Below are 26,152 nucleotides of genomic sequence, written 5' to 3'. Positions count from 1 at the left end.
ACGCCTTCCGTCGAATCCCGCCGACCCACCGCGCTCACCGGGCACCGCCCTCGGACTGGACGGCCTCGGCGCGCAGCGCGTCGGCCACCTCCCAGGTGCGGTAGCGCGAGCCCTTCACCAGGACGACGTCGCCCGGCCGCAACTCGCGGCGCAGCGCCTCGACCGCCGCCGCCTGATCGGTAACCAGCACCGACTCTCCTCCCCAATTCGCCATCGCCACCGCGCCGTCGTGGATCGGCGCGGCCGGATCGCCGACCACGATCAGCCGGTCGACGCCCAGCTCGGCCGCGAGCCGACCGACCTGCTCGTGCCCGTCCCGTTCGAAATCGCCCAGCTCGGCCATGTAGCCGAGCACCGCGAAGGTCCGCCGCCGCTCACCCATCCCGGCCAACGCCCGCAGCGCCGCCGAGGTCGAGGCGGGGTTGGCGTTGTAGGAGTCGTCGATCACCGTCACCCCGTCGGTGCGGTCGAAGACGTCCATTCGGCGGGTCGAGGGCAGGCCGAGCTGACCGAGCGCACCGGCCAACTCGGCCAGCGGCATGCCGAGGTCCCGGGCCACCGCCGCCGCGGCGAGCGAGTTGCCGACCTGGTGCCGGCCGCTGATCCCGAGCCGGACCGCCGCCCGCCCCTCCGGCGTGACCAGGGTGTACGACGCCCGCCCGCGATCGTCCAGGTCGACCTGTTCGGCCCGCACCTCGGCCTCGGCGGCCTCGCCCACCAGCACGACCCGGGCGGCGGTGCGGGTCGCCATCGCGCGAACCCGCTCGTCGTCGGCGTTGAGCACCGCGAGCCCGTCGGCCGGCAGCCCTTCGACCAGTTCGCCCTTTGCCTGGGCGATCGCCTCCTGCGAGCCGAACTCGCCGATGTGCGACACGCCCACGTTGAGCACGACCGCGATCCGGGGCGGGGCGATCTCGCACAGGTAGCGGACGTGTCCCAGCCCTCGGGCACCCTTCTCCAGCACCAGGAACCGGGTCTCGGTGTCGGCCTGCAACGCCGTGTACGGGTGCCCCAGCTCGTTGTTGAACGAGCCGGGCGGCGCGACGGTGGCGCCGAGCCGGGTGGTGAGTTGGGCGACCAGATCCTTGGTGGTGGTCTTGCCGGACGACCCGGTCAGTCCGATCACCGTCAGTTCGGGGAGCCGGTCCAGCACCGCCCGGGCCAGCCGGCCGAGCGCGGCCCGGGCGTCCGGGACCAGCACCATCGGCACCCCGTCGACCGCCCGGGAGCCGAGCACCGCGGCCGCACCACCGGTGGCCACCGCCGAGGCCGCGAAGTCGTGCCCGTCCACCTTCTCACCCGGGAAGGCCACGAAGAGCCCGCCGGGACGTACCTTGCGGGAGTCGAACTCGACCGGGCCGGTGACCCGCAGCGTCGGGTCGGCGGCGACCAGCCGGCCGTCGACCGCGGCGGCCACCTCGGACAGGGTCAACGGGATCATCGGCGGCCCTCCACCAGGTTGCCGAACCGGGCGGCGAGCGCGGCGGCCAGCTCGACCCGGTCGTCGAACGGGTACGTCCGGCCCGCGATCTCCTGGCCGCGCTCGTGCCCCTTGCCGAGCACCGTGACCACGTCACCGGGCTCGGCGAGCCGGACCGCCTCCTCGATCGCGTCCCGGCGGCCGGCCACCTCCCGCACCAGCGCCGACCCGCCGGCCTGCTCGGCACCGCGCCGCACCTCGGCCCGGATCACTCCCGGGTCCTCGCCGCGCGGGTTGTCGTCGGTGACGACCACCAGGTCGGCTCCGGCCGACGCGGCGGCTCCCATCAGCGCGCGCTTGCCGTGGTCCCGGTCGCCGCCGGAGCCGAGCACGCAGATCAACCGGTTGCCGGCGCTGGTCAGGTCGCGCAGCGCCCGCAGCGCCGCCACCACCGCGTCCGGGGTGTGCGCGAAGTCGACCACCCCGCGCACCGGGCCGGGCGCCTCGACCAGTTCCAGTCGGCCGGGAACGCCGGGACAGGCCGCCACGCCCCGGGCCGCGACCGCGGGATCGACGCCGGCGCCGACCAGCGTGGCGATCGCCAGCAGCGCGTTGGCCACGTTGTGCCGGCCGGGCAGCGCCACCCCCGCCTCGACGGCCAGGCCGTCCGGACCGTACGCGGTGAAGGTCTGGGTGTAGCCGGACTCCCGGATCCCGCCGGCCCGCCAGGTCGCGGCCGGATCGCCGACGGCCGAGTAGGTGACGGTGTCGGGCCGGCGCAGCGGTTCGAGCGCCGGATCGTCGTGGTTGAGCACCTCGACGTCGCACCGGCCGTCGAAGAGCCGCGCCTTGGCCGCGAAGTAGTCGGCGACATCGGCGTGGAAGTCCAGGTGGTCGTGGCCGAAGTTGGTGTAGCCGCCGACGGTGAACCGGACCCCGCCGACCCGGCCCATCGCCAGGGCGTGACTGGAGACCTCCATCGCCACCGCCGTGACACCGCGTTCCCGGGCCGCCGCCAGCATCGCGTGCAGGTCGGTGGCCTCCGGAGTGGTCCGGACGCTTTCCACCACCAGGTCGCCGAGCCGGCACTCCACGGTGCCGATCAGGCCGGTGACACCGCCGGCGGCCCGCAGCCCCGACTCGATCAGGTAGCTGGTGCTGGTCTTGCCAGCGGTGCCGGTGATGCCGACGACGGTCAGCCCGGCGGTCGGATCGCCGTATACCGCGCTGGAAAGCTCGCCGAGCACCGCGCGCGGATCCGGCACGACCAGGGCGGGCAACCCGGCCTCGGCCGCCGCCGGGGCACCGGCCGGATCGGTGAGGACGGCCACCGCGCCGGTCGCCGCCGCCGGTGCCACGAACTCGGCGCCGTGCCGGCGGGCACCCGGGAGTGCCGCGTAGAGGTCGCCGGAGTGCACCTCGCCGCTGGCATGGGTCACCCCGGTGACGGCCAGGTCGGCGGCGTCCGGAGGCGGCTCGGCGCCGACTCGCGCGGCGAGATCGGTGAGCCGGACCGGCGTCACGGCGCGGGGACGGGGATTGCCGGGCACGGCGTCAGACCCTACCCCGTCGGAGGGTCCACCCCGCACAGCCGCCCCGGTGGTTTGCCCGCACCCACCGATGATGTCCCGTTCCGGCAGGTCAGCGCGGATAGACGACGAACTTCGGCGGCGCGGTGCCGGTCGAGGGCACCCGATAGTGCCGGAGGACGTACTCCATCATCTCCTTGAAGGCCGGTGCGGAGACGTCGCCGCCACCACCGGACGGGGTGTGCGCGAAGACCGCGATGACGTACCGCGGGTCGTCCGCCTGGTCCATGCCGATGAACGAGGCGACCTCGCCGGGGGCGTACTCGCCGTTGACCACACGGGATCCGGTGCCGGTCTTGCCGGCGACCCGGTAGCCCTCGATCGCCGCCTGGGTGGCGGTGCCGCCGTCGATGGTCACCGGCGCCTCCAGCAGGGTACGCAGCGCGGCGGCGGTCTCCGGCCGCAGTACCTGCCGGGTCTTCGGGTCGGGTACCGGCTTCCGCTTGCCCTTCGGGCCGATGATCTCGCGTACCAGGTGGGGCTGGACCCAGGTGCCGTCGTTGGCGATCGCGGCGTACGCGGCGGCCATCTGCAACGGGGTGACGTCGACGCTGTGCCCGATCGGCACCGACCCGTAGGTCGAGCCGCTGTACTCCGACGGCTTGAGCACCCGGCCGGACGCCTCGCCCAGCACCCCTTCGCCGGTCGGCTGCCCCAGCCCGAACCGGAGCTGGTACTCGTAGACCTTCTCCGCGCCGAGCCGGTCGGCGATCCGGATGGTGCCGACGTTGGAGGAGAACCCGAGCATCCCGGCGACGCTGAGCCGGCGGCCCTGCGCGTTGTGGGTGTCCCGGAACGTCTGGTCGCCCTTGCGGATGCTGTACGGCGTCGGCCAGGCGGTGTTCGGGGTGATCACCCCCTCCTCCAGCCCGGCGCCGAAGATGATGGCCTTGTGCACCGATCCGGGGTCGACCACGAAGCTGGTGGCGGCGTCGTTGCGGTCGCTGGCGTCGTACTTCCGCCAGTCTGCCGCGTCGTAGGTCGGATAGCTCGCCTGGGCCAGCACCTCGCCGGTGCGTACGTCGAGCACCACGGCCGCCCCGGTGGTGCCGTTGACCTCCTGCATCCGCTTGGCGAGGATCCGCTGCACCATGAACTGCAGGTCCCGGTCGATGGTGAGTTGCAGCGAGCTGCCCGGCCGGGCCGGGATGACCCGGCTGTAGCCGCCGGGGATCTCGGCTGCCAGCTCCCCCTTGCCGACCTCGTACTCCCGCTCGCCGTTCACCCCGCGCAGCAGCTCGTCGTAGCGGGCCTCGATCCCCTCCAGGCCGACCCGGTCCTGGCTGGTGAAGCCGAGCAGGTTGGCGGCCAGGTCGCCACCGGGGACCTCGCGCCGCTCGTCCCGCCCGGTGCCGATGCCCTTCAGGTTGAGATTTATGATCTTCTCGGCGGTGCCGACCTCGACGCCCCGGGCCAGGTATTCGAAGTTCGACGGGCGCCCGTCGGGCCGCTTCCGCTTCCGCATCTCCTCGGTCAGCTTGGAGGCGGGGATGCCGAGCAGCGGCGAGAGGGCCGTGGCGGTCCCGGCCGGATCGTCGATCAGTTCCGGGTCGGCGTAGACGTAGCGGGCCTCGACGCTGTGCGCCAGCGCCGCCCCGAAGCGGTCGTAGATGGTTCCGCGGGGGGCGGGCAGGACGACGGTACGCAGCCGGTCGCCGACACCGCCGCCGTCGTACTCCGGGGCGTCGACGACCTGGAGCGCGACCAGCCGGATGCCGATCGTGGTGAACATGGCGAGCGCGAGCAGTGTGCCGAGCCGCAGCCGCCGGTGCGGGTCGGCCAGCCGGGGTGGCCGGCGGGGTCGCCGGGCCGGGCGCCGGGCGGGCGCCGCGGCGGTGGTCCGGGTCGGGCCGCCGGCCGGGTCGGCCGGACGCCGCCGGACCGGCTTGGCGACGTCGGCGCCGCTGCGGACGGGGCGCGGGGTGATGGTGCGTCCGGCGGCGGTCGGCACGGTGCGCCGGGCGGACCGGGCCGCGCCGGACCGGCCGCCGTCGAGCACCTGCAACGCCGGCCGGAACGGGTCGGCCGACCGTCCGGTCCTGGGGGTACGCCGGGATCGGCCACCCTGCTCGGTGGAGCCGCCCGCGACGCCGGGGGTGCGCCGGAGTTCCGGGCTGTCCCGCACGGTCCGGCCGCGCGGGGTGTAGGCCCGGGCGTCGGAGATGCCGCCGATTCCGGAGCCGGAGCGAGCGCCGGAGCCGGTGCCGCGGTCGGTTTCCCGATCGGCGCGCGACGAGCCGCGCCGGGACACCGAAGCGTCCCGGCGCGGCTCGTCGGACCGCGGCGTCACCGGGTCATCCCCCGGCGCCCTGCTGGCTGGTGATCGCCGGCTCGCCGCCGGCGGGCCGCGGTACGCCGATCACCCGACCGTCGGGCAGCCGGATGAAGGCCGGTGGCCCGGAGTCGACCAAACCCAGTTGGCGGGCCCGGGCGGCCAGGTTGCCCGGCACCTCGGCGTCGGCGATCTTCCGCTCCAGCTCCTGCTGTTGAAGGTCCAGCGTGGACTGCTGCTGCTGCAGCCGCTCCAGCCGGAACGCGTTCTCGTTGACCTTGCTGTTGACGACCAGGATGCCGAGCATCCCGCCGACCACCAGCACCAGGATCAGCGCCACGAAGGAGACCCGGGGTCGGGCCACCGGCAGCGGTGGCGCCACCCGGAGCCGGGAGCGCCGGGCCGGCGTCGCCGACTCCGGTGCGCTCTCCGGCAGCTCGTCCGAGCTGTCCCAGACCCGCAGCCCCCGGGCGGATTCCGCCGGCTGCTCCCAGTCCCGCTCACGCAGTGCGGCACTGCCCTGGGTCGGATACCGTCGTGCCCCCCGCGCTCGGGTCTCCGGCGCCGGGTTCGACCGGCCACCGCCCGCCCGCTGCACCGTGGTCCGGCCCCCCGACCGCGGTGTGCGCTGCTGCGCGTCGCGCGTCGCGTCGGGCTGTTCCCGGCGCTCGCGCCTGTTGACGTTCATCTTCCCTCCCCCTGTACTGTCGTGCCGCCGCCGTCGGATGCCGGCCGCGGCATGTCCCGTCGCGCTCCGTCGGACCCGCCCGGTGCCCCCGCACCGGCCGGACCTGTCGTCCCGACGACTCGCCCGGGCCGTTCGCGGACAGCCCGCCTCGTCGTCGTGCTCGCACCGCCGTCCCGCTCGATCCGTTCGGCCGCCCGCAGCCGCACCGACGCGGCCCGCGGGTTCGCCTGGATTTCCGCCTCGCCCGGCAGCTCGGCTCCCCTGCTGAGCAGCCGCAGCATCGGCCCGGTACCGGGCAGCTCGACCGGAAGGTCGACCGGCCCGGTGCTCCGGGCACGGCCCGCGAACACCTGCTTGGTGATCCGGTCCTCCAGTGAGTGGTAGGACAGCACCACCGCGCGACCACCCACGGACAGTGCGTCCAGGGCGGCCGGCAACGCCGTCTCCAGCGCCGCCAGTTCCCGGTTTACCTCGATCCGTAAAGCCTGAAACGTCCTCTTGGCCGGATGTCCACCTGTTCGTCGGGCAGGTGCCGGGATGGACTCCCTGACCAGTTCGGCCAACCGGGCCGACGAGGTGAGCCGATGGCGCTCCCGCTCCCGGACGATCGCCGAGGCGATCCGGCCGGCGAACCGCTCCTCGCCGTAGACCCGCAACACCCGGGCCAGTTCGCCGTGCGAGTAGCCGTTGACGACCTCCTCGGCGGTCGTACCGGCGGACTGGTCCATCCGCATGTCCAGCGGCGCGTCCTGCGCGTAGGCGAACCCGCGATCGGGCGCGTCGAGTTGCAGCGAGGAGACGCCGAGGTCGAACAGCACGCCGTCCACCCGGTCGTGTCCGAGCCGCTCCAGCACCTCGGGCAGCTCGTCGTAGACCGCGTGCGCCAGGTGGATCCGGTCGGCGTACCGGTCGAGCCGGGCCCGGGCGTGCGCCAGGGCCTCGGTGTCCCGGTCGAGTCCGATCAGGACGGTACGCGGATGCGCGGCGAGCACCGCCTCGGCGTGCCCGGCCAGCCCGAGGGTGGCGTCGACGTAAACCGTCGTCCGGTCGTCGGCCCGGTCCAGGGCGGGGGCGAGCAGCTCGAGACACCGCTCAAGCAGCACCGGCACGTGCGTACCGCGTAGCTCCCCCATGTCGACCCCCAGTGACCCCTGTCTCGTCCGGACGTGCCCGGTAATGTCGCGCTCGTCGTACCGCCAGATCCCCATCCGCTCAGCTCCCCGAGGCCGACCTTCGGACCCTCGGTGGATCGCGCCTGGCACCGGGGAAGAGGCGCCAGGAACTTCGAGCGGGTGGAGATCTCGCAGTACGTCGGGCGTCGGCACGCGCCGCCCTACAGTCCGCCCGGCAGCACCCCCTCCTCGATGTCGGCGAAGTCCCCTTCGCTCTCCGCGAGGTAGCTCTCCCAGGACCGCTTGTCCCAGATCTCCACCCGGGTGCTCGCCCCGATGACCACCAGCTCCCGGTCCAGTGCGGCGTACTCCCGCAGGTGGATCGGGATGGTGACCCGGCCCTGCTTGTCCGGGATCTCGTCGTGCGCGCTGGCAAAGAAGACCCGGCTGTAGGCCCGGGCCGCCTTGTGCGTCATCGGCTGCTCGCGCAGCTGTCCCGCGATGCGCTGGAACTCGGGCATCGGGAAGACGTAGAGGCAGCGCTCCTGCCCTTTCGTGATCACGACACCTCCCGCCAGCTCGTCCCGGAACTTGGCCGGAAGGATCAGCCGGCCCTTGTCGTCCAGGCGCGGAGTGTGCGTGCCGAGAAACACCGGCCCAACCCCCTCGCCCTACCAACGGCGTTCGCGGCGCCGCTGCCCCCCGGGCCGGCGGGCCCTCCTGGCCCCCCATCGCGCCCCACTCTACTCCACTTCCCTCCACCCGCAACCGGAATCGCCCGGAAAGACCGGCTGTCCTCGGAGTGAAACCGCACGTCAGAAGGGGTGCCCTGCGGTGGAGGGAAACGGGCCTCCCCTCGCCGGGGTCCGCTATCCGACAGCGATACGGCGGTCACTCGGCGCCCGGATTTACCCTGCTTTTTCCGACGCATCCGGCTGCCTCGGCCGCCCGTCCGGAGCGGGGCGGGAGGGAAGTGGAGGGAAAAATTCGCGGGTTTCGTGCGACGGCCACCCGCCCGGCGCCGTCCGGTAACCTCGCTCGCGTGACCGACGGGAAGATGCCTCTCCGGGCAAAGGTGGCCAGTTCGGTATCGCGCACCGCTGCGGCCCTGTCCCGGGCCGCCGGCCGGGGCGACGGCTCGGTGATCGGCGGGTGGATCGGTCTCAAGATCGATCCTGATCTCCTCGCCCACCTGGCGTCCGGCCGGGCCATCGCGCTGGTGTCGGGGACCAACGGCAAGACGACCACCACCCGGCTGGCCGCGGCCGCGGTCGGCGTACTGGGCCGGGTGGCGACCAACTCGTTCGGGGCGAACATGCCCACCGGACACACCTCGGCACTGGCCAAGGCCGGCAGCACCCCGTACGCGGTCCTCGAGGTAGACGAGCACTACCTGGCCCAGGTACTCGAGGCCACCGAGCCCCGGGTGGTGGCCCTGCTCAACCTCTCCCGCGACCAGCTCGACCGGGCCAAGGAAGTGGCGATGATGGCCCAGCTCTGGCGGGCCGCGCTGGTCCGGCACCCGTCGGTACGGGTGGTCGCCAACGCCGACGACCCGATGGTGGTCTGGGCGGCGACCCCACCGGCGACCCGCAGCCCGCAGGTCACCCCGGCAGCGGTCACCTGGTTCAGCGCCGGGCAGCGCTGGCACGACGACTCCTGGGTCTGTCCGGAGTGCGGCGCCCCGATCGAGCGGATGGCGGACCAGTGGTGGTGCACCGGCTGCTGGCTGCGCCGGCCGGAGCCGCAGTGGGTGGTCGAGGACGACGGTGTGCTCGACCCCGCCGGTGACTGGCACAAGGTGGTCCTGCAACTACCCGGGCGGGTCAACCTCGGCAACGCGGCGACCGCGCTGGCGGTGGCGGCCGAGTTCGGGGTACGCCCGACCGACGCGGTGTCCCGGCTCGGTGGGGTCGCCTCGGTCGCCGGCCGGTACGCCCAGGTGGTCAAGGACGGCCGGACGATCCGGCTGCTGCTGGCGAAGAACCCGGCGAGCTGGCTGGAGGCGTTCGACATGGCCGAGGAGGCGCCGACACTGCTGTCGATCAACGCCCGGGACCCCGACGGGCTGGACACCTCCTGGCTGTTCGACGTCGACTTCGCCCCGCTGCGCGGGCGGCAGGTGCTGGTCACCGGCGACCGGGCGTACGACCTCGCGGTCCGGCTGGACGTCAACGGCGTACCGTTCCAGCACGTCAGGACCTTCACCGAAGCGATCACGAGCATCCCGCCGGGCAGGCTCGAGGTCATCGCCAACTACACGGCGTTCCAGGACATTCGAGCGGAGTTGGACCGTGTCAACTGATCCCGCCTACCGCATGCCCGGCCCGGCCGCCGGGGAGAGCACGCTGCGGATCGTCTGGATCTATCCGGACCTGCTCTCCACCTACGGCGACCGGGGCAACATGCTGATCCTGGCCCGCCGGGCCCAACTGCGCGGCCTGCCGGTGGAGTGCATCGAGATCCGCTCCGACCAGCGGCTGCCGGTCTCCGCCGACATCTACCTGCTCGGCGGCGGCGAGGACGGCCCGCAGGCGCTGGGCGCGCAGCGACTGATCGCCGACGGCGGGCTGCGCCGGGCCGCCGACCAGGGCTCGGTGGTCTTCGCAGTCTGTGCCGGCTATCAGCTGCTGGGCGGCTCGTTCTTCGCCAAGGGCGCCAAGTGCGCCGGCCTGGACCTGCTCGACCTGCACTCCGACCGGGGGCCGTCCCGGGCGGTCGGTGAACTCGCCGGTGCCATCGACCCCCGGCTGGGGCTGCCGCCGCTGAGCGGCTTCGAGAACCACGGCGGGCGTACCCATCTGGGCGCCGGGGTGTCGCCGCTGGCCCGGATCAGCGCCGGGGTCGGCAACGACGGCACCACCGAGGGGGCGTGGCGGGGCAAGCTGCTCGGCACGTACTCGCACGGGCCGGCGCTGGCCCGCAACCCGGCCCTGGCGGACCTGCTGCTGCGCTGGGCGACCGGCGCGCCGCAGCTGCCGCCGCTGGACGACACCTGGTCGGATCGGCTGCGGGCCGAACGCAGCGCGGCCCTGGCCGCCGCCCGGCAGTGAGAGTCGCGCCACCTACCCCCGCGGGTCCGGCGGACCGCGTGGTCGGACGCGGTGCGTGAGCGCCGTGCGGTTCGGGTCGAGCGCGCGGCTCGGGTCGAGCGTACGGTTCGGGTCGAGAAAGGGGTGACCGGATTCGTCCGGCTGCCGCTGCGGCAGCGGTCGGCCGCACGATTCGCCGTACTGCTCCTGGTGCTCGGCCTCTTCGGCCTGGTACTGCTGCTGGCGCCCCGGCCCGAGGTGGCCGAGCTGCCCCGGCTGGCCGACCGGCTCGGTTCGCTGGCGCCGGTCGCCGCGATCGGCGGTGGCGCGCTGCTACTGGTCGCACTGGTGCCCCGGACCGCGATCACGGTGGTCTGGGGAGCGATCTTCGGGCCACTGCTCGGCGCCGGCTACACGCTGGCCGCCGCGCTGCTCGCCGCGCTCGCCGGCTTCGCGATCGGCCGGCTGCTCGGTCGGGAGTTCGTCGCGGAACGGGTACGCGGCCGACTGGCCCGGCTCGACGGATGGTTCGCCCGGCAGAGCGTGCTCGGGGTGATCAGCGTCCGGCTGGTGCCGATCGGCGGGTTCGGGCTGGTCAGCTACGGCTACGGCACCACCGGGGCGCGGCTCGCGCCGTTCCTGCTGGGCAGTGTGCTGGCCGCCGCCCCGTCCGCGTTCGGCTACGCGGCGGTGGGTGCGGCGGCGGTCTCGCCCGACGAGGTGAACTGGCTGGCGGTCACCCCGGGGGCGCTGGGCCTAGTCGCCACCGTCGTCCTGGCGGTGCGCTGGTGGCGGGCCGAACGCGCCACGAAGGCCGGCGGTCCGGCGGCGCACCCGGAGTAGCCGGTAGCGGCTCGGCGAGGACACGGACGAGCGGGATCGTGCGATTCACGGTATTTGCCCTATAAGGACCGTTCGGCGATAGGCTGTTGGACGCCGCCGTCCTCCTTCAGCGGCAGCCCCCGGAGGACGGAGGGTCGAGCCTCACCCCGGGGCCGGGTCACCCCCGGCCCCGCGGTGGGCGCTTCCGCCGGGCGCGGCGCCCACGCGCAACGATGGTCAGCGAGGTGACGGGTGAAGTCGTACGCCGAGACAGCCGGCGCGGTGGAGGTCGCCGACACCGCCGTCGTACGCGGCCCGAACGCGACCGTCGTCCGGCTCTCCGTCAACGGCACCGTCCGGAACATGCTGGTCGAACCCCGGGTCAGCCTGCTGGACGCGCTTCGCGACCGGCTCGACCTCACCGGCACCAAGAAGGGCTGCAACCAGGGCGCCTGCGGCGCCTGCACGGTCTGGGTGGACAAGCGACGGGTACTGGCCTGCCTCACCCTGGCGATCACCTGCGAGACCCGCGAGGTCACCACGATCGAAGGGCTCTCCGACGGGACCGATCTGCACCCGATGCAGACGGCGTTCATCAGCCAGGACGCCTTCCAGTGCGGATACTGCACCCCCGGCCAGATCATGTCGGCGGTGGCCTTCCTCGCCGAAGGGCACGCCGCGGACGACGCGCAGATCCGGGAGTGGATGAGCGGCAACATCTGCCGGTGCGCGGCGTACCCGAACATCCGGGCCGCCATCCGGCAGGTCCGGGACGAGGCCGGGACGGGTGGGCCCGATGCGACCGGTTAGCTACTCCCGGGTGGCCGACGTGGCCACCGCGATCGGGACGGTCGCCGCCGACCCGGGCAGCACCTTCCTGGCCGGCGGCACCACCGAGGTCGACCTGCAACGCATCCACGTCGCCGGGGCGAGGCGGCTGGTGGACATCAACGACCTGCCGCTGCGCCAGGTCGAGGAACTCCCCGGCGGCGGGGTCCGGATCGGTGCGGTCGCCCGGATGAGCGACGTCGCCCAGGCCCTGCCGGTCCGGCGCCGCTTCCCGATGGTCTCCCAGGCTCTACTGCTCGGCGCCTCCCCGCAACTGCGCAACATGGCCTCGATCGGCGGCAACCTGATGCAGCGGACCCGCTGCGGCTACTTCCGGGACGTGGCGGCGCCCTGCAACAAGCGCGAGCCGGGTACCGGCTGCAGCGCGATGAACGGAATCAACCGGGGCCACGCGGTCCTGGGCACCAGCGAGTACTGCATCGCCACCCACCCCTCGGACCTGGCCGTCGCACTGGTCGCGCTGGACGCGGTGGTGCTCACCCAGGGGCCGGGCGGGCACCGCCGGATCCCCGTCGACGACTTCTACCTGGCGCCCGGGGACACTCCGGACCGCGAGCACCCGACCGCGCACGGCGAACTCGTGGTCGCCGTGGAGATCCCGCCGCTGGCGATGGCCAGTACGTCGAACTACCTGAAGGTGCGGGACCGGGAGTCGTACGAGTTCGCGCTCGCCTCGGCGGCGGTCGCCGTCTCGCTTGACGCCGGAGTGGTCACCGACGTACGGCTGGCGCTGGGCGGTGTCGCGACCACGCCCTGGCGGGCCCGACGGGCCGAATCGGTGCTGGTCGGCGCCCCGGCCAGCGTCGAGTCGTTCCGGGCGGCGGCCGAGGCGGAACTGGCCGACGCGGTGTCGCACGGCATGAACGCGTACAAGATCGAACTGGGTCGGCGCACGATCGTCCGGGCGCTGCGCACGGTCACCGGCGACGCCCGGATGGTCGGCGGCGACGGAACCGCATCGTGAAAGGACCGCACGGATGAGCCCGGTACTCGGGGCGGCCCTCGACCGGGTGGACGGCCGGGCCAAGGTCACCGGCGCGGCCCGGTACTCCGGCGAACTGAACCTGCCCGACCTCGCCCACGCGGTGCTGGTCGGTGCCCGGGTGCCGAGCGGCCGGATCATCGGGATCGACTGCCGGCAGGCAGGGGTCGCGGACGGCGTGTTCGCGGTACTGACCCATCTCGACCTGCCCCGGGTCGCGGCCCAGCCGAGGCTGTTCCCGTCGCTGGCCGGGCTGACCGCGCACGGGCAGAGCTTCTTCCCGCTCCAGGACGACGTGGTGCACTACGCCGGCCAGCCGGTCGCGATCGTGGTCGCCGACACCGTCGAACGGGCCGAGTACGCGGGCAGCCTGGTCCAGGTGACCTACGCCGAGACGCCGTCGGTGACCCTGCTCGACCAGGGACGCGAGCAGGCGTACGAGCCGGAACGGATCTTCGGCGGGCTGGTGCCCGGCCGGAACCCGACCCGGGGCGACCCGGAGACGGCACTGCGCGACGCCGAGGTGCGCCTCGACCTGACGTACCGGTTCGCGGCCAACCACCAGAACCCGCTGGAGGCGGGGACGACCACGGCGGTCTGGGACGACACCGACCGGCTCACCCTCTACGACTCCACCCAGGGGCCGACCGCGACCCAGCTCAGCGTCGCCGAACTGCTCGGGCTGGCACCGACCCAGGTCCGGGTGGTCAGCCACTACGTCGGCGGCAGCTTCGGCGCCAAGGCACTGATCTGGCCGCACGTCACCCTCGCCGCGCTCGCCGCCCGACAGGTCGGCCGGCCGGTCCGGCTCACGCTCAGCCGGGACCAGATGTTCCACTCCTGCGGCTTCCGCGAGGAGCAGGAGCAGCGGGTCCGGCTCGGCGCCGGTCGGGACGGCACACTCGTGGCGCTCACCCACGACAAGATCTCGCTGACCTCGCACTTCGACGACTGGGCCGAGACCTCCCTGGAGTCGGCCGCGATCGCGTACGCCTCGCCGAACTACGCCGGCGGCTACCGGCTGGTTCGCGGCAACATCATCACCCCGACCTTCACCCGGGCACCGGGCGAGGCGACCGGGATGTTCGCGCTGGAGTCCGCGATGGACGAACTCGCGTACGCCACCGGGGTCGACCCGGTGCAGCTGCGGTTGCGCAACCACACCGACGTCGACCCGGACACCGGCAAACCCTGGTCGAGCAAGGGGCTCAGGGAGTGCTACCAGCGCGGCGCCGAACTCTTCGGCTGGGCCGACCGCGACCCGACCCCCGGCATCCGCCGCGAGGGGCAGTGTCTGATCGGCACCGGCATGGCCACCGCCGCATATCCGGTGGCCGCCCCGATCAGCCCGCAGCGGGCCCGGGCCCGGCTGTACATCGACGGCAGCGCGGTCGTCGAGGCCGGCATCTCCGAGTTCGGCACCGGTGCGCTGACCGCGATGACCCAGGTCGCCGCGGACGGCCTCGGCCTGCCGATCGACCGGGTACGGTTCCTCGGCGGCACCACCGACCTGCCGAACGTCGCCTCGGCGGTCGGCTCGGCCGGCGCGGGGGCGACCAGTGCACCGGTACACCTGGCCTGCACCCAGTTGCGCGACCAGCTCGTCGGGCAGGCGGTGGCCGACCAGCACTCGCCGCTGCACGGCGCCGACCCGGCCGGGGTGGTGGTCCGGGACGGCCGGATGTGCCTGCGCGACCGGCCCGAGGTCGGCGAGACCTACGCCGAGCTGCTCACCCGCAACCACATCCCGGACGTGGAGACGGTGGGCACCTGGATGCCGGTCCTGCCGCCCATGACGGAGCACGCCATGCACACCTTCGGCGCCCAGTTCGCCGAGGTGGCCGTCGACACCGAACTCGGGCTGGTCCGGGTACGCCGGCTGGTCGGCGTCTTCGCCCCCGGCCGGGTCCTCAACCGCAGGACCGCGCACAGTCAGCTGATGGGCGGGATGCTCTGGGGGCTGGGCCAGGCGCTGCTGGAGGCGACCCGGATGGACCCGCACACCGGGCGCTGGGCGAACGCCAGCCTCGCCGACTACCTGGTCCCGCTCAACGCCGACGTCCCGGACGTCACGGTCGACGTCATCGAGGTACCCGACTCCGTGGTCAACCCGCTCGGGGTGAAGGGCGTCGGTGAGATCGGCATCGTCGGCACCGCCGCAGCGATCGCCAACGCCGTCCACCACGCCACCGGCCGGCGGATCCGGCACCTCCCGATCACCGTCGAGGACCTGCTCTGAGCTGCGCTGGGCAGGTGCGTTCCCCGACGGATGGTCAAGCCTTCTGCCCAGCAGGCGGCCAGTACGGGGAAGCCGGCCACCTCGCTCTGGCTCAGCGGACGGACCTGCTGGTAGCCGGCGAGGATCGCGGCCCAGCGTTCGCGATCCTCCTCCGGCGAGTCGGGGCCGCGATCGAGAGCGACCAGATCGTACGCGCGTAGCCCGAACCCACAGTGGTCAAAGTCGAACGTGACGAACCGAGGTCCGCCGCGGCCCGGCCCGTGCCGGCATAGCGTGCCAGACCCGCCGCCACGGGCAACCCTCAATCGCCATCCCGCAGCACGTCCAGGTGAGCCGGACCGCTCACCTGGACGTCCGAGGCGTAATCCGGACTGGTTAACGCCTCGGACGTCCAGGTCGAGACCGGTGCGCCGCCCGCGACGGTGCGCCGGAGGCCGCCGGCCGGGCCATGCGCCAGTCAGACGACGACGCTGACCATCCGGCCCGGTACCACGATCACCTTGCGCGGCTCCCGGCCGGCCAGCTGCGCGGCGACCTCGGCCAGCGCGGCGGACCGGATCGCCTCCTCGGCCGCCTCCACCGACACCTCGACCCGGCCCCGGACCTTGCCGTTGACCTGCACCGGGTACGTCACCGTCTCGGCGACCAGCAGGCTCGGGTCGGCCACCGGGAACGGCTCGTACGCCAGCGACTCGGCGTGCCCCAGCCGCTGCCACAGCTCCTCGGCGATGTGCGGGGCGAACGGCGACAGCATCAGCAGCAGCGGCTCGGCCACCTCACGGGGGGTTGCCGCCAGTCGGGTCAGCCCGTTGGTCAGCTCGATCAGCTTGGCGATCGCGGTGTTCATCCGGATGCCGTCCAGGTCGCCCCGGACCCCGTCGATGATCCGGTGCAGCAGCCGCCGGGTCTGCTCGTCGGCCGGGTCGTCGGTGACCCGCAGCTGCCCGGTCTGCTCGTCGACGATGGTCCGCCAGACCCGTTGCAGGAACCGGTACGCCCCGACCACCGCCCGGGTCTCCCAGGGCCGGGAGACGTCCAGCGGACCCATCGACATCTCGTAGACCCGGAAGGTGTCGGCGCCGTACGCCTCGCACATCTCGTCCGGGGTCACCACGTTCCGCAGCGACTTGCCCATCTTGCCGTAGACCCGGCTGACCTGCTGGTCGCCGAAGTAGTAGGTGCCGTCGACCTCCTCCACCTCGGCGGCCTCGACGTAGCCGCCCCGGTCGTTCTTGAAGGCGTACGCCTGGATCATGCCCTGGTTGTACAGCCGGCGGTACGGCTCGAAGGACGAGACGTGGCCCAGGTCGTACAGCACCTTGTGCCAGAAGCGGGCGTACAGCAGGTGCAGCACGGCGTGCTCCTGGCCGCCGACGTACAGGTCGACCCCTCCGGGATCGCCGGGCGACTGCGGGCCCATCCAGTACCGCTCGTTGGCCGGGTCGACGAACCGGTCCGGGTTGGTCGGGTCCAGGTAGCGCAGCTCGTACCAGCAGGAGCCGGCCCACTGCGGCATCACGTTGGTCTCCCGGGTGTAGCGCTGCGGCCCGTCACCCAGGTCCAGCTCGACCTCGACCCAGTCCTTGCGGCGGGACAGCGGGGTCTCCGGGTCGGAGTCGGCGTCGGACGGGTCGAAGGTGCGCGGCGCGAAATCGTCCACATCGGGCAGCTCGACCGGCAGCATCTCCTCGGGCAGCGGGTGCGGGTCGCCCTGCTCGTCGTAGACGATCGGGAACGGTTCGCCCCAGTAGCGCTGCCGGCTGAACAGCCAGTCCCGCAGCCGGTAGGTGATCGCGCCGGAGCCGTGCCCGTTCGCCTCCAGCCACTCGATGGCCCTGGCCTTGGCGTCGGCGACGAACAGCCCGTTCAGGTCCAGGCCGCGCTCTGGCGCGGCGCTGTTGATCGCCGGGCCCTCCCCGGTGTACGCCTTGCCGTCGAAGTTCTCCGGCGGCTGCACGGTACGCACGATCGGCAGCTCGAAGACCTCGGCGAACTCCCAGTCCCGCTCGTCCTGCCCGGGCACCGCCATGATCGCGCCGGTGCCGTAGCCGGCCAGTACGTAGTCGGCGATGAAGATCGGGATCTGCGCCCCGTTGACCGGGTTGGTGGCGTACGCCCCGATGAAGACGCCGGTCTTCTCCCGGTTCTCGGCCTGCCGCTCGATGTCGGTCTTGGTGCCGGCCGCCTTCCGGTAGCCGTCCACCGCGGCCCGGGGGGTGGCCTGGCCGCCGGTCCAGGCGTCCCGGGTCCCCTCCGGCCAGGCGTCGCCGGCCAGCCTCTCGACCAGCGGGTGCTCCGGGGCCAGCACCATGTAGGTGGCCCCGAAGACGGTGTCCGGCCGGGTGGTGAAGACCCGGATCGGCGCGGCGGCGGTCGGGAACTCGATGTGCGCGCCGGTCGACCGGCCGATCCAGTTCCGCTGCTGCAGCTTGATCGGCTCGGGCCAGTCCAGCGCGTCCAGGTCGTCGATCAGCCGGTCACCGTAGGCGGTGATCCGCATCATCCACTGCTTCAGGTTGCGCTTGAAGACCGGGAAGTTGCCCCGGTCCGAGCGGCCGTCCGGGGTCACCTCCTCGTTGGCCAGCACGGTGCCCAGCCCGGGGCACCAGTTGACCGGCGCCTCGGAGACGTAGGCCAGCCGGTGGTCGTCGACGATCCGCCGCCGCTGCGCCGGGGACAGTTCGGCCCACGACCGGCCGTCCGGGGTGGCCCGGGTGCCCGCCTCGAACTCGGCGACCAGCTCGGCGATCGGCCGGGCCCGGGCGGCGGCGGTGTCGTACCAGGCGTTGTAGATCTGCAGGAAGATCCACTGCGTCCAGCGGTAGTAGTCGGTGTCGATGGTCGCCACCGAGCGCCGGTCGTCGTGCCCCAGCCCCAGCCGGCGCAGCTGCGACCGGTAGTAGCCGATGTTCGCCTCGGTGGTGGTCCGGGGATGGGTGCCGGTCTGCACCGCGTACTGCTCGGCGGGCAGCCCGAACGCGTCGAAGCCCATCGTGTGCAGCACGTTGCGCCCGACCATCCGCTGGTAGCGGGCGTAGCAGTCGGTGCCGATGTAGCCCAGCGGATGCCCGACGTGCAGCCCCGCCCCGGACGGGTACGGGAACATGTCCAGCACGAACAGCTTCTCCGCCTCCGCCCGGGGATGGTCGGGGTCGGCCAGCGCCCCGACCGGGTTGGGCGCCCGGAAGGTCCCCCGCTCGGCCCACCGGTCCTGCCAGCGAATCTCGATCTCCCCGGCCAGCTCGGCCGTGTACCGGTACGGCGGAATGTCCGCGGCCGGCTCGGCTGCCTCGGTCGTCATGTCGTCTCCTCGCTACGTCTCTCCTCGTCGGCCCGCCCTGGTCGACCGAGCTGGCTGAGCACCGAATTCAGGTTTGTGGGCCGGGTCCGTTCTCCGGGCACAAAAAAGCCCCTCACGCAGGAGGGGTGGCCGTGCTGTCGCTGTCTGTCGCGTCAGCACGGCTCGCTAAGGAGCAGGTGGACCCTGGACATGCGGTCATCGTACCGCGCCGCCGGCAGGGCTGTCGCACCCGATTCGGCCGGTATCCGGCCCCCCGGGCTCTCGGGTGTGCTCGGCTCTCCCGCCGAATACGGTTAGCCTGAGTGATGCGGGTGATCCGTGATGCGGGTGATCCGGTTACTCCGGACGGACGTACTCTCCCGCGAACCATACGGTCGGCCCAAGGACTCTTAACTAGCGGCGGCCGTGACCGACGAGGAGGAGGCCCGTGACTCAACAGACCTGGGACGAACTGGGTGGCACGCTGCCGAGCGACCAGTTCCGTACCGCCAGCGACGCGATCGTGGCCAACATCGAGGAGGTCATCGAGGGCAAGACCGCGACGGTCCGGCTCGCGCTCGCCGTCCTGCTGGCCGAGGGCCACCTCCTGATCGAGGACGTGCCGGGTGTCGGCAAGACCAAGCTGGCCAAGGCCCTCGCCCGGTCGATCGACTGCTCGGTCCGGCGCATCCAGTTCACCCCCGACCTGCTGCCCAGTGACGTCACCGGGGTCAGCGTCTACAACCAGGAGACGCACGACTTCGAGTTCAAGCCGGGCGCCGTCTTCGCCAACCTGGTGGTCGGCGACGAGATCAACCGGGCCTCGCCGAAGACCCAGTCCGCGCTCCTGGAGAGCATGGAGGAGCGGCAGGTCACCGTCGACGGTGTCACCTACGAACTACAGGCCCCGTTCATGGTGATCGCCACCCAGAACCCGATCGAGATGGAGGGGACCTATCCGCTGCCGGAGGCGCAGCGTGACCGGTTCACCGCCCGGATCGCGATGGGCTACCCCGACCCCGGTGCCGAGTTGGCCATGCTGGACGTGCACGGCGGCCAGGATCCGATCCACGAGCTGCGGCCGGTCTCCGACGCCGCCACCGTACGGAAGCTGATCGCCACTGTCCGGGTGGTGCACGTGGCGGACGCCGTCAAGCAGTACGCCGTCGATCTGGTCACCGCCACCCGGGAATCCCCCGACCTGCGACTCGGCGCCTCCCCCCGGGCCACCCTGCAACTGCTGCGCACCGCCCGGGCGGTCGCCGCGCTGGAGGGACGCGACTACGTCCTCCCCGACGACCTCCAGGCACTCGCCGTACCGGTGCTGGCGCACCGGGTGATCTCCACGGCGGACGCGCAGCTCGCCCGGCGTACCACCGACGCGATCGTCTCCGATCTGGTGCACCGGCTGCCGTTGCCGCACGAGCGGCAGCGCTCGCCGTACGACACCCGGCCGTCGTCGTCCGACGGCACCGGACGATCCCAGTACGAGCCGCGGAGGCGGTGACGGTGCGCGAGGCACTGCGCGGCCTCACCACCCGGGGGCGGTCCTTCCTCGCCGCCGCCGTGGCGGCGGCGATCTCCGCGCTGATCCTCGGCGAGAAGGACCTGCTCCGGGTCGCCGTCCTGCTCGGCGTACTGCCGCTGCTCGCCGCGCTCTACGTCGGGCGCAGCCGCTACAAGCTCGCCTGCAGCCGCTCCCTGGAGCCGCGCCGGGTGCCGGTCGGGGCCAGTTCCCGGGTGGTGCTCCGGTTGCAGAACATGTCCCGGCTGCCGACCGGGACGCTGCTACTGGAGGACCGGCTGCCGTACGCGCTCGGCAGCCGCCCCCGGGTGGTGCTGGAGCGGCTCGGCGCGCACCAGGCGAGTTCGGTCGCGTACACCGTCCGGGCCGACGTGCGCGGCCGCTACGAGGTGGGCCCGCTGGTGATCCGGCTGACCGACCCGTTCGGGCTCTGCGAGCTGACCCGGGCCTTCCCCAGCGTCGACCCGCTCACCGTCATCCCGCAGGTCACCCCGCTCCCCTCGATCCGGCTGGCCGGCGAGTACGCGGGCACCGGCGAGAGCCGGGCGCGCTCGGTGGCGGTGCACGGCGAGGACGACGCGGCGACCCGGGAGTACCGGCGCGGCGACGACCTGCGCCGGGTGCACTGGAAGTCCACGGCACGCACCGGTGAGCTGATGGTGCGCCGGGAGGAGCAGCCGTGGGAGAGCCGGGCGACCGTGGTGCTGGACACCCGGGCGTTCGCGCACCGGGGTGAGGGGCCGACCGCCAGCTTCGAGTGGGCGGTGTCGGCGGTGGCCAGCATCGCCGTGCACCTGCGGCAGGCCGGCTACAAGCTCCGGCTGGTCAGCGACTCCGGCATCGACGCCAGCGCGAACGACGCCGGCGGCGAGGGCCTGCTGCTGGACTTCCTCGCCGACGTGCGGCTCAGCCAGCGCGGCGACGTGGCCACGCTGGTCGAGCGGGTCCGACAGCGCTCCGACGGCGGGCTGGTCATCGCGCTGCTCGGCACGCTGACCACCGCCGAGGCGGACCTGCTGGCCGGGTTGCGCGGCAACGGCGCGACCTGCATCGCGTTCCTGGTGGACAGCTCGACCTGGCTCAACCTGACCGAGCAGGCCCGCGAAGAGGCGAACCACGCGCACGGCGCCGCCGCGCTCGCTCTGATGCAGAGCGGCTGGCGGGTGGTCGGCGTCGAACACGGCAGCAAGCTGCCGGCACTGTGGCCGCAGGCGGCCCGGGGCTCGCAGGGCTTCGCCTGGCGGGCGGTGCTGGCCGAGACGGTCGCCGGCGGGGTGCGGTGAGATGAAACGGAACCGCAGCACCGGCACGGACGGGAAAGTGTGATGAGGGGACGCCGACACCTGGGGTTCGTGGCGGCCGCGGCCACCCTGCTCGCCGCCGCACCGATGTCCACCATCTACGACCGGTGGACCTGGCTGGTCCAGTGCGCGGTCGTCGTCGCGCTGATCGCCGGTGCGGCAACCCTGACCCGCTGGTGGCGGGCACCGGTCTGGGCCCAGGGGCTCGGCATGGTGGCCGCGCTGCTGTTCGGGCTCACCTGGATCTTCCCGAGCGGGGAGGAGATGCTCTCCCTGCTGCCCACCCCGGACACCCTGACCCACTTCGGCTCGCTGCTGGCCAGCTCCGGCGGGGACATGCGGGCGTACGGCGTACCGGTGCAGGATCTCGACTCGCTGCTCTTCCTCACGGCGCTCGGCGTCGGCGGGGTGGCGATCGTGGTGGACCTGCTCACCGTCGGGATGCGCCGTCCCGCCCTGGCCGGGCTGCCGATGCTGGCGATCTACTCGGTGCCGGTGGCGGTGCACGTCGACAGCGTCTCGGCGGTGCCGTTCGTGGTCGGGGCGGCCGGCTTCCTGTGGCTGCTCGCCGCCGACAACGTGGACCGGGTCCGCCACTTCGGACGCCGGTTCACCGGCGACGGGCGGGACGTGGACGTGTGGGAGCCGTCGCCGCTGGCCGCCGCCGGCCGTCGGCTGGCGGTGATCGGTGTCGCGGTCGCCGTACTGCTGCCGCTGGCCGTACCGGGGATGACCTCGGGGCTGCTCAGCCAGTTCAGCACCGGTGGTGGCGGCGACGGCAACGGCCGGGCCGGCTCGGGCGGCTCGCCGGGCCGGGTGAACCTCTTCGCCCAGCTCAGTGGTGAACTCAACCGCTCGGAGCAGCGCGACATGATCCGGGTGACCACCAGCGACCCCGATCCGTTCTACCTGCGGTTCGCGGTCGCCGACGACTTCGAGCGGACCGGGTTCGGGCCGCGCTCCCCGGAGGGGACCCCGGTGCCCCAGGGCCTGCCGGACCCGCGCGCGGTGACCCGGGGCATCCCGGGCATCAGCCGGGAGGAGTACACCGCGGATGTCGAGATCCTCGACTTCGTCATGCCGTTCCTGCCGATCTACACCGCCCCGGTGAGTACCCGGCAGATCGACGCGAACTGGCGCTACGACGCGACCATGCAGGTCGTCTACTCGGAGCGGGCGTCGTCGCGGAACCGGAGGTACTCCTTCGACTTCGTCCGCTCGGAGTACACCCCGGCCGCGCTCGCCGCCGCGCCGACGCTGGCGCCGGAGCACGCGTTCCGGAAGCTCTACACGACGGTGGAGCCGGTCCGGGAGGTCGAGGAACTCGTCGGCCGGCTGACGGCGGGCAAGCGGAACGACTACGAACGGGTCCGGGCCCTCTACGACCACTTCTCCCGGAAGAACGGGTTCAGCTACGCCCTCAACACCGAGGGCGGCACCAGCGGGCAGGACATCGTCAACTTCCTCACCAACAAGACCGGCTTCTGCCAGCAGTACGCCGCCGCGTTGACCTGGCTGGTCCGGGAGGCGGGTATCCCGGCCCGGGTGGCCTTCGGCTTCACCAGCGCCAACCAGTCGGGCAACACCTACACCCTGACCAACAACAACCTGCACGCCTGGACCGAGGTCTATTTCACCGGCATCGGCTGGGTCCCGTTCGACGCGACGCCGGCGGCCAGCGTCGCCGGCTCGTGGCGTTCCCAGTGGGCGCCGGACCCGGACGCGCCCCCGGAGACCTCGACCAGTACCGACACCCCGACCGGCACGAGCGCCGACCCGTCGGCCGGCCCGGATGCTGCTGACGGATCGGAGCGCCCGCTCGACGAGGCGTTCGACGGCACCGCCGGGATCGCGCCGGAGAGCGGGCCCAACTGGCCGCTCTGGGTGCTGGCCGGGGCGGTGCTGCTGGTCCTGCTGCTCACCGTGCCGGCGCTGCGGCGGGTGCTGCTCCGGCGGCGCCGCCAGGCCCGCGCCGCCGCGGCGGCCAGCGCCCTGGCCTCGGTCGCGGCGGACCGGGACGCGGCCCCGGGGGTGGCCCGGGTGGTACTCAGCGACTCCGAGCTGGCCCGGGCCCGGGCCGACGCACACGCCGCATGGGACGAGCTGGTCGACACCCTGGTCGACTTCCGGCTCCGGGTGGATCCGACGGAGACGCCCCGGGCCACCGCCGAGCGGCTGGTCCGGGAGGGGCTGACCGGCGGCGCCGACGAGGCGATCCGCCTGCTCGGGCACGCCGAGGAACGCGCCAGGTACGCCCGGGAGCCGCTGCGGCACGGTCCGCTCGGCGACGCCCTCCGCTCGGTACGCCGGGCACTGAGCGCCGGAGCCGACCGGCGTACCCGGCTGATGGCCGCCACCCTGCCGCCGTCGGTACTGTCCCGCTGGCGATTGGCGATCATGGACTTGTCGACCGGGTTCGTAACGATCACCGGCCGGATCCGGGACCGCCTGCTGCGGTGGAACCCGCGGCGGGTGCTCGCCGGACGCCCGTCCCGCTGACCCGAGCCGTACCGGTGACGTCGACCGGAAGGGTCCGTGCAACGGCCCACCCTGGAAATCGCGGGGTGGGCCGGTTGGGCTGTGCTCTCTCGTTTGGGCTGTGCTCTCGGTGCGCTGGGAACCCCCAGGGCCAGCAGCTTGGGGGGTCGGGCGGCAGGTGCGGAGGCATGGCGGATCACCACCGCTCACCGGGACGGGTCCCGGCGGTCTCGTCAGCGCGGAGGGTGCCCCACGGACGAAAGACGGTCAGCGGTGGCCTTCTGGCCGCTGACGCCACCTCTCCTCGAGTCGGTCGATGAACGACGAGCGTCGCCCGCTGCGGACGCGGCGGCTGGCGGTGCCGCCGACCACGTGCAGGTCCGGTGACTGGGCCTTGCGCTGCGACAGCATCGCGAACGCGGCCGCACCGAGCATCACCACGAAACCCGCCACTCCGAGCAGCGGAGTTTTGCTCACCGTGCCGTAGACGACCAATGCTAGGCCAGCGATGATCACGCTGACCGCGACGAGCAGGCGACGTCGCGCGTGGAAACGCGGATCGCTGGCGCGCACAGCCGAGGCGAATTTGGGGTCCTCGGCAAGCGACTGCTCGATCTGCTCGAACAGCCGCTGCTCGTGCTCCGAGAGCGGCACGGCACTCCTCCCCGGTCACGTTGGCCGGTCCGGTCGGACCGACAGACCGTGGCAGCCAACCGGCTGCTTACCCGCCAGTCTACGAGGGGGCTCGCGGGTCGGAAAGCGGGACGACCTACGGCCGCGGTTGATTTTCCGTCTGGCGCAGGTCGCGATGCCCCAGGAGACTCGCTGGACGCACCATGGAACGCCCGAATCGGGCAGCCGCCGCGTCCGCCGCCGCCTCCGCCTCCCGCCAGCCGTGCTCGGGCGCGCCGAGCGCGAGCTGTCGCGGTGTCTGGTCGCCGTGGCTGAGTCCCTCGACCCGGACGCCGATCAGCCGGATCCGGTCACCCGGGCCGAGAGCGTCGAACAACGCCCATGCGGTGTCGAAGATCTCCCGCGTCACGTCGGTCGGCCCGCCGAGCGTGCGGGACCGGTTGATCGTCCGGAAGTCGGCGAACCGGACCTTGACCGAAACCGTCCGGCCCACCTGCCCCGCCCGGCGCAGCCGGACACCGACCTTCTCGGCGAGCGCGAGCAGGGCCCGTCGGATCGTCTCCGGCTCGGCCAGATCGGTGTCGAAGGTGACCTCGGCACCGATCGACTTCTCCGCGTGCTCCGGGCTGACCCGGCGCGGATCGCGCCCCCAGGCCAGCTCGTGCAGGTGGGCTGCCGCCGCGTCGCCCAGGCTGCCCCGGAGCATCCCGACCGGCGCCTCGGCAATGTCCCGGACCGTCCGCAGGCCGAGCCGGCGCAGCGTCTCCGCCGCCCGCTCCCCCACCCCCCAGAGCGCCTCGACCGGCAACGGATGCAGGAAGTCCAGAACCCGGTCGGTCGGCACCACGAGCAGCCCGTCCGGCTTGGCCCGGCTGGAGCCGAGCTTGGCCACGAACTTGGTCGGCGCCACCCCGACCGAACAGGTCAGCCCCTCCTGCTCGGCGACCCGGGCCCGGATCAGCCGGGCGATCTCGGCCGGCCGGCCGAGCAGCTTGCGTGCCCCGGCGACGTCGAGGAACGCCTCGTCCAGCGAGAGTGGCTCGACCAGCGGGGTCACGTCGCGGAAGATCTCCATCACCGCCCGGGAGGCGGCCGCCACCCGCGGGAAGTCGGGTGGTAGGAAGACCGCCGACGGGCAGAGCGCCCGGGCCCGCATCGTCGGCATCGCGCTGCGCACGCCGAACACCCGGGCCTCGTAGCTGGCCGAGCTGACCACGCCGCGCGGGCCGATCCCGCCGACCACGACGGGCCGGCCGCGCAGGTCGGGGCGGCGGCGGACCTCGACCGCGACGAAGAACGCGTCCATGTCGACGTGCAGGATCGGCGAGCCGGAGTCGTCGGCGTCCGCGCCGAAGCGCGGATCACCGCCGCGTGGCACGGAGTGGCTGCGACCCATGACGGCAGGTTAACCGCCGGGTACGACGATCGACCCGAAGGTACGACGCGACCCCGCCGACGATGTCGGTTGGCACCGGTCGGGTACCCCCTGAGGATGCCGGCGCGGTGTGTTACGCGGACCTGAGCGTCTGTTGGAGCACGGGCGACATCCGGTCCATCGTGGTGGCCAGCCAGTTGGTGAGCTCGTCGGGCAACGTGTCGTGGATCCAGACCAGACGGCATCGCGCCCGGCCATCCGCGAAGACCTGCATCGAGGTGTTGTCGTGCGCCACGTCGTCCCCGACCCAGGCGTACGCGATGCGGCGGGCCGATTCGTCGCGGGCGACCAGCCGCTCCCGGACGACGGTGCCGTCGGCGAAGGTGAGCGCTCGGACGTCCGGCTCCACCAGCTTGCTCTCGACCAGGGCGCCGCCGGCCATGTGCAGCGGACCGGCCACGAAGTCGCCCACGATGCCCCAGACCGTGTCCGCCGGCGCGTCGATGACGATCTCCCTCTGAACTGATCCCATGACTACTCCAAACGTTAGGTAGG

At 72.9% G+C, this 26,152-nt stretch carries 19 protein-coding genes; 9 read left to right on the top strand and 10 right to left on the bottom strand.

What is annotated here, in order from left to right:
- Positions 1-34: 34 nt before the first annotated feature.
- From ABNF97_RS24300 to mraZ, 6 genes are all read right to left on the bottom strand, one after another.
- Complete coding sequence (locus ABNF97_RS24300) at positions 35-1,441, bottom strand: UDP-N-acetylmuramoyl-tripeptide--D-alanyl-D-alanine ligase (protein WP_349339922.1); 1,407 nt, start codon at positions 1,439-1,441, stop codon at positions 35-37.
- On the bottom strand, positions 1,438-3,009 hold the full coding sequence (locus ABNF97_RS24295; protein WP_349339921.1) for a UDP-N-acetylmuramoyl-L-alanyl-D-glutamate--2,6-diaminopimelate ligase: 1,572 nt from the start codon (positions 3,007-3,009) through the stop codon (positions 1,438-1,440). Before ABNF97_RS24295 ends, ABNF97_RS24300 begins: the two co-directional genes overlap by 4 nt.
- A gap of 52 nt (positions 3,010-3,061) precedes the next feature.
- Entirely contained in the window at positions 3,062-5,299 is a 2,238-nt protein-coding gene (locus tag ABNF97_RS24290; protein WP_349339920.1) for a peptidoglycan D,D-transpeptidase FtsI family protein, read from the bottom strand.
- Between the two features lie 4 nt (positions 5,300-5,303).
- Positions 5,304-5,969: a cell division protein FtsL gene (ftsL, locus tag ABNF97_RS24285; protein WP_349339919.1), complete on the bottom strand. Its 666-nt coding sequence runs from the start codon at positions 5,967-5,969 to the stop codon at positions 5,304-5,306.
- Positions 5,966-7,102 (bottom strand): 16S rRNA (cytosine(1402)-N(4))-methyltransferase RsmH, encoded by a 1,137-nt coding sequence (gene rsmH / locus ABNF97_RS24280; protein ID WP_502930548.1) that lies wholly within the window; start codon positions 7,100-7,102, stop codon positions 5,966-5,968. The genes ftsL and rsmH overlap by 4 nt, the downstream gene beginning before the upstream one ends.
- 200 nt (positions 7,103-7,302) lie before the next feature.
- On the bottom strand, positions 7,303-7,734 hold the full coding sequence (gene mraZ / locus ABNF97_RS24275) for a division/cell wall cluster transcriptional repressor MraZ (RefSeq protein ID WP_349339918.1): 432 nt from the start codon (positions 7,732-7,734) through the stop codon (positions 7,303-7,305).
- Between the two features lie 404 nt (positions 7,735-8,138).
- On the opposite strand from mraZ, the gene ABNF97_RS24270 reads away from it, so the two are divergent.
- From ABNF97_RS24270 to ABNF97_RS24245, 6 genes are all read left to right on the top strand, one after another.
- Complete coding sequence (locus tag ABNF97_RS24270; RefSeq protein ID WP_349339962.1) at positions 8,139-9,386, top strand: Mur ligase family protein; 1,248 nt, start codon at positions 8,139-8,141, stop codon at positions 9,384-9,386.
- Between the two features lie 13 nt (positions 9,387-9,399).
- Positions 9,400-10,134 carry a type 1 glutamine amidotransferase gene (locus tag ABNF97_RS24265; RefSeq protein WP_349339961.1) on the top strand — a complete coding sequence of 245 codons (735 nt, stop codon included), beginning with the start codon at positions 9,400-9,402 and terminating at the stop codon, positions 10,132-10,134.
- A 123-nt stretch (positions 10,135-10,257) separates the two neighbouring features.
- Positions 10,258-10,956, top strand: coding sequence for a TVP38/TMEM64 family protein (locus tag ABNF97_RS24260; protein ID WP_349339917.1), 699 nt, complete (start codon positions 10,258-10,260; stop codon positions 10,954-10,956).
- A 261-nt stretch (positions 10,957-11,217) separates the two neighbouring features.
- Positions 11,218-11,745, top strand: coding sequence for a (2Fe-2S)-binding protein (locus ABNF97_RS24255; RefSeq protein WP_349339960.1), 528 nt, complete (start codon positions 11,218-11,220; stop codon positions 11,743-11,745).
- Positions 11,732-12,748, top strand: coding sequence for an FAD binding domain-containing protein (locus ABNF97_RS24250; RefSeq protein ID WP_349339916.1), 1,017 nt, complete (start codon positions 11,732-11,734; stop codon positions 12,746-12,748). The genes ABNF97_RS24255 and ABNF97_RS24250 overlap by 14 nt, the downstream gene beginning before the upstream one ends.
- Positions 12,749-12,761: 13 nt before the next feature.
- Positions 12,762-15,005: a molybdopterin cofactor-binding domain-containing protein gene (locus ABNF97_RS24245; RefSeq protein WP_130460694.1), complete on the top strand. Its 2,244-nt coding sequence runs from the start codon at positions 12,762-12,764 to the stop codon at positions 15,003-15,005.
- A 457-nt stretch (positions 15,006-15,462) separates the two neighbouring features.
- Here the strand turns inward: ABNF97_RS24245 and leuS are convergent, their stop codons facing one another.
- A complete protein-coding gene (gene leuS, locus ABNF97_RS24240) occupies positions 15,463-18,306 on the bottom strand; it encodes a leucine--tRNA ligase (RefSeq protein WP_349339915.1) in 2,844 nt (947 codons plus the stop codon).
- Positions 18,307-18,733: 427 nt separating this feature from the next.
- Here leuS and ABNF97_RS24235 point away from each other — a divergent pair, with 427 nt between their 5' ends.
- Genes ABNF97_RS24235 through ABNF97_RS24225 form a run of 3 tightly spaced genes read left to right on the top strand, consistent with a single transcriptional unit; the run spans position 18,734 to position 23,610 of the window.
- Positions 18,734-19,792, top strand: a complete 1,059-nt coding sequence (locus tag ABNF97_RS24235) for an AAA family ATPase (protein WP_349339914.1) — start codon at positions 18,734-18,736, stop codon at positions 19,790-19,792.
- Between the two features lie 2 nt (positions 19,793-19,794).
- Positions 19,795-21,093 carry a DUF58 domain-containing protein gene (locus ABNF97_RS24230; protein WP_349339959.1) on the top strand — a complete coding sequence of 433 codons (1,299 nt, stop codon included), beginning with the start codon at positions 19,795-19,797 and terminating at the stop codon, positions 21,091-21,093.
- A gap of 42 nt (positions 21,094-21,135) precedes the next feature.
- Positions 21,136-23,610, top strand: coding sequence for a transglutaminase TgpA family protein (locus ABNF97_RS24225; RefSeq protein WP_349339913.1), 2,475 nt, complete (start codon positions 21,136-21,138; stop codon positions 23,608-23,610).
- 246 nt (positions 23,611-23,856) lie between these two features.
- Here the strand turns inward: ABNF97_RS24225 and ABNF97_RS24220 are convergent, their stop codons facing one another.
- From ABNF97_RS24220 to ABNF97_RS24210, 3 genes are all read right to left on the bottom strand, one after another.
- Entirely contained in the window at positions 23,857-24,243 is a 387-nt protein-coding gene (locus tag ABNF97_RS24220; RefSeq protein ID WP_130460699.1) for an SCO2097 family morphological protein, read from the bottom strand.
- Positions 24,244-24,358: 115 nt separating this feature from the next.
- The gene (locus ABNF97_RS24215; RefSeq protein WP_349339912.1) at positions 24,359-25,618 is read right to left on the bottom strand and encodes a DNA polymerase IV; all 1,260 of its coding nucleotides are present in this window, start codon (positions 25,616-25,618) and stop codon (positions 24,359-24,361) included.
- A gap of 112 nt (positions 25,619-25,730) precedes the next feature.
- On the bottom strand, positions 25,731-26,129 hold the full coding sequence (locus ABNF97_RS24210; RefSeq protein ID WP_349339911.1) for an SRPBCC family protein: 399 nt from the start codon (positions 26,127-26,129) through the stop codon (positions 25,731-25,733).
- Positions 26,130-26,152: the final 23 nt, after the last annotated feature.

Origin of the sequence: Plantactinospora sp. B6F1 (assembly GCF_040120695.1) — a bacterium.
Classification (GTDB): domain Bacteria; phylum Actinomycetota; class Actinomycetes; order Mycobacteriales; family Micromonosporaceae; genus Plantactinospora.
The sequence above is the reverse complement of the archived record's forward strand: the minus strand, read 5'-3'. Positions and strand labels throughout refer to the sequence as shown.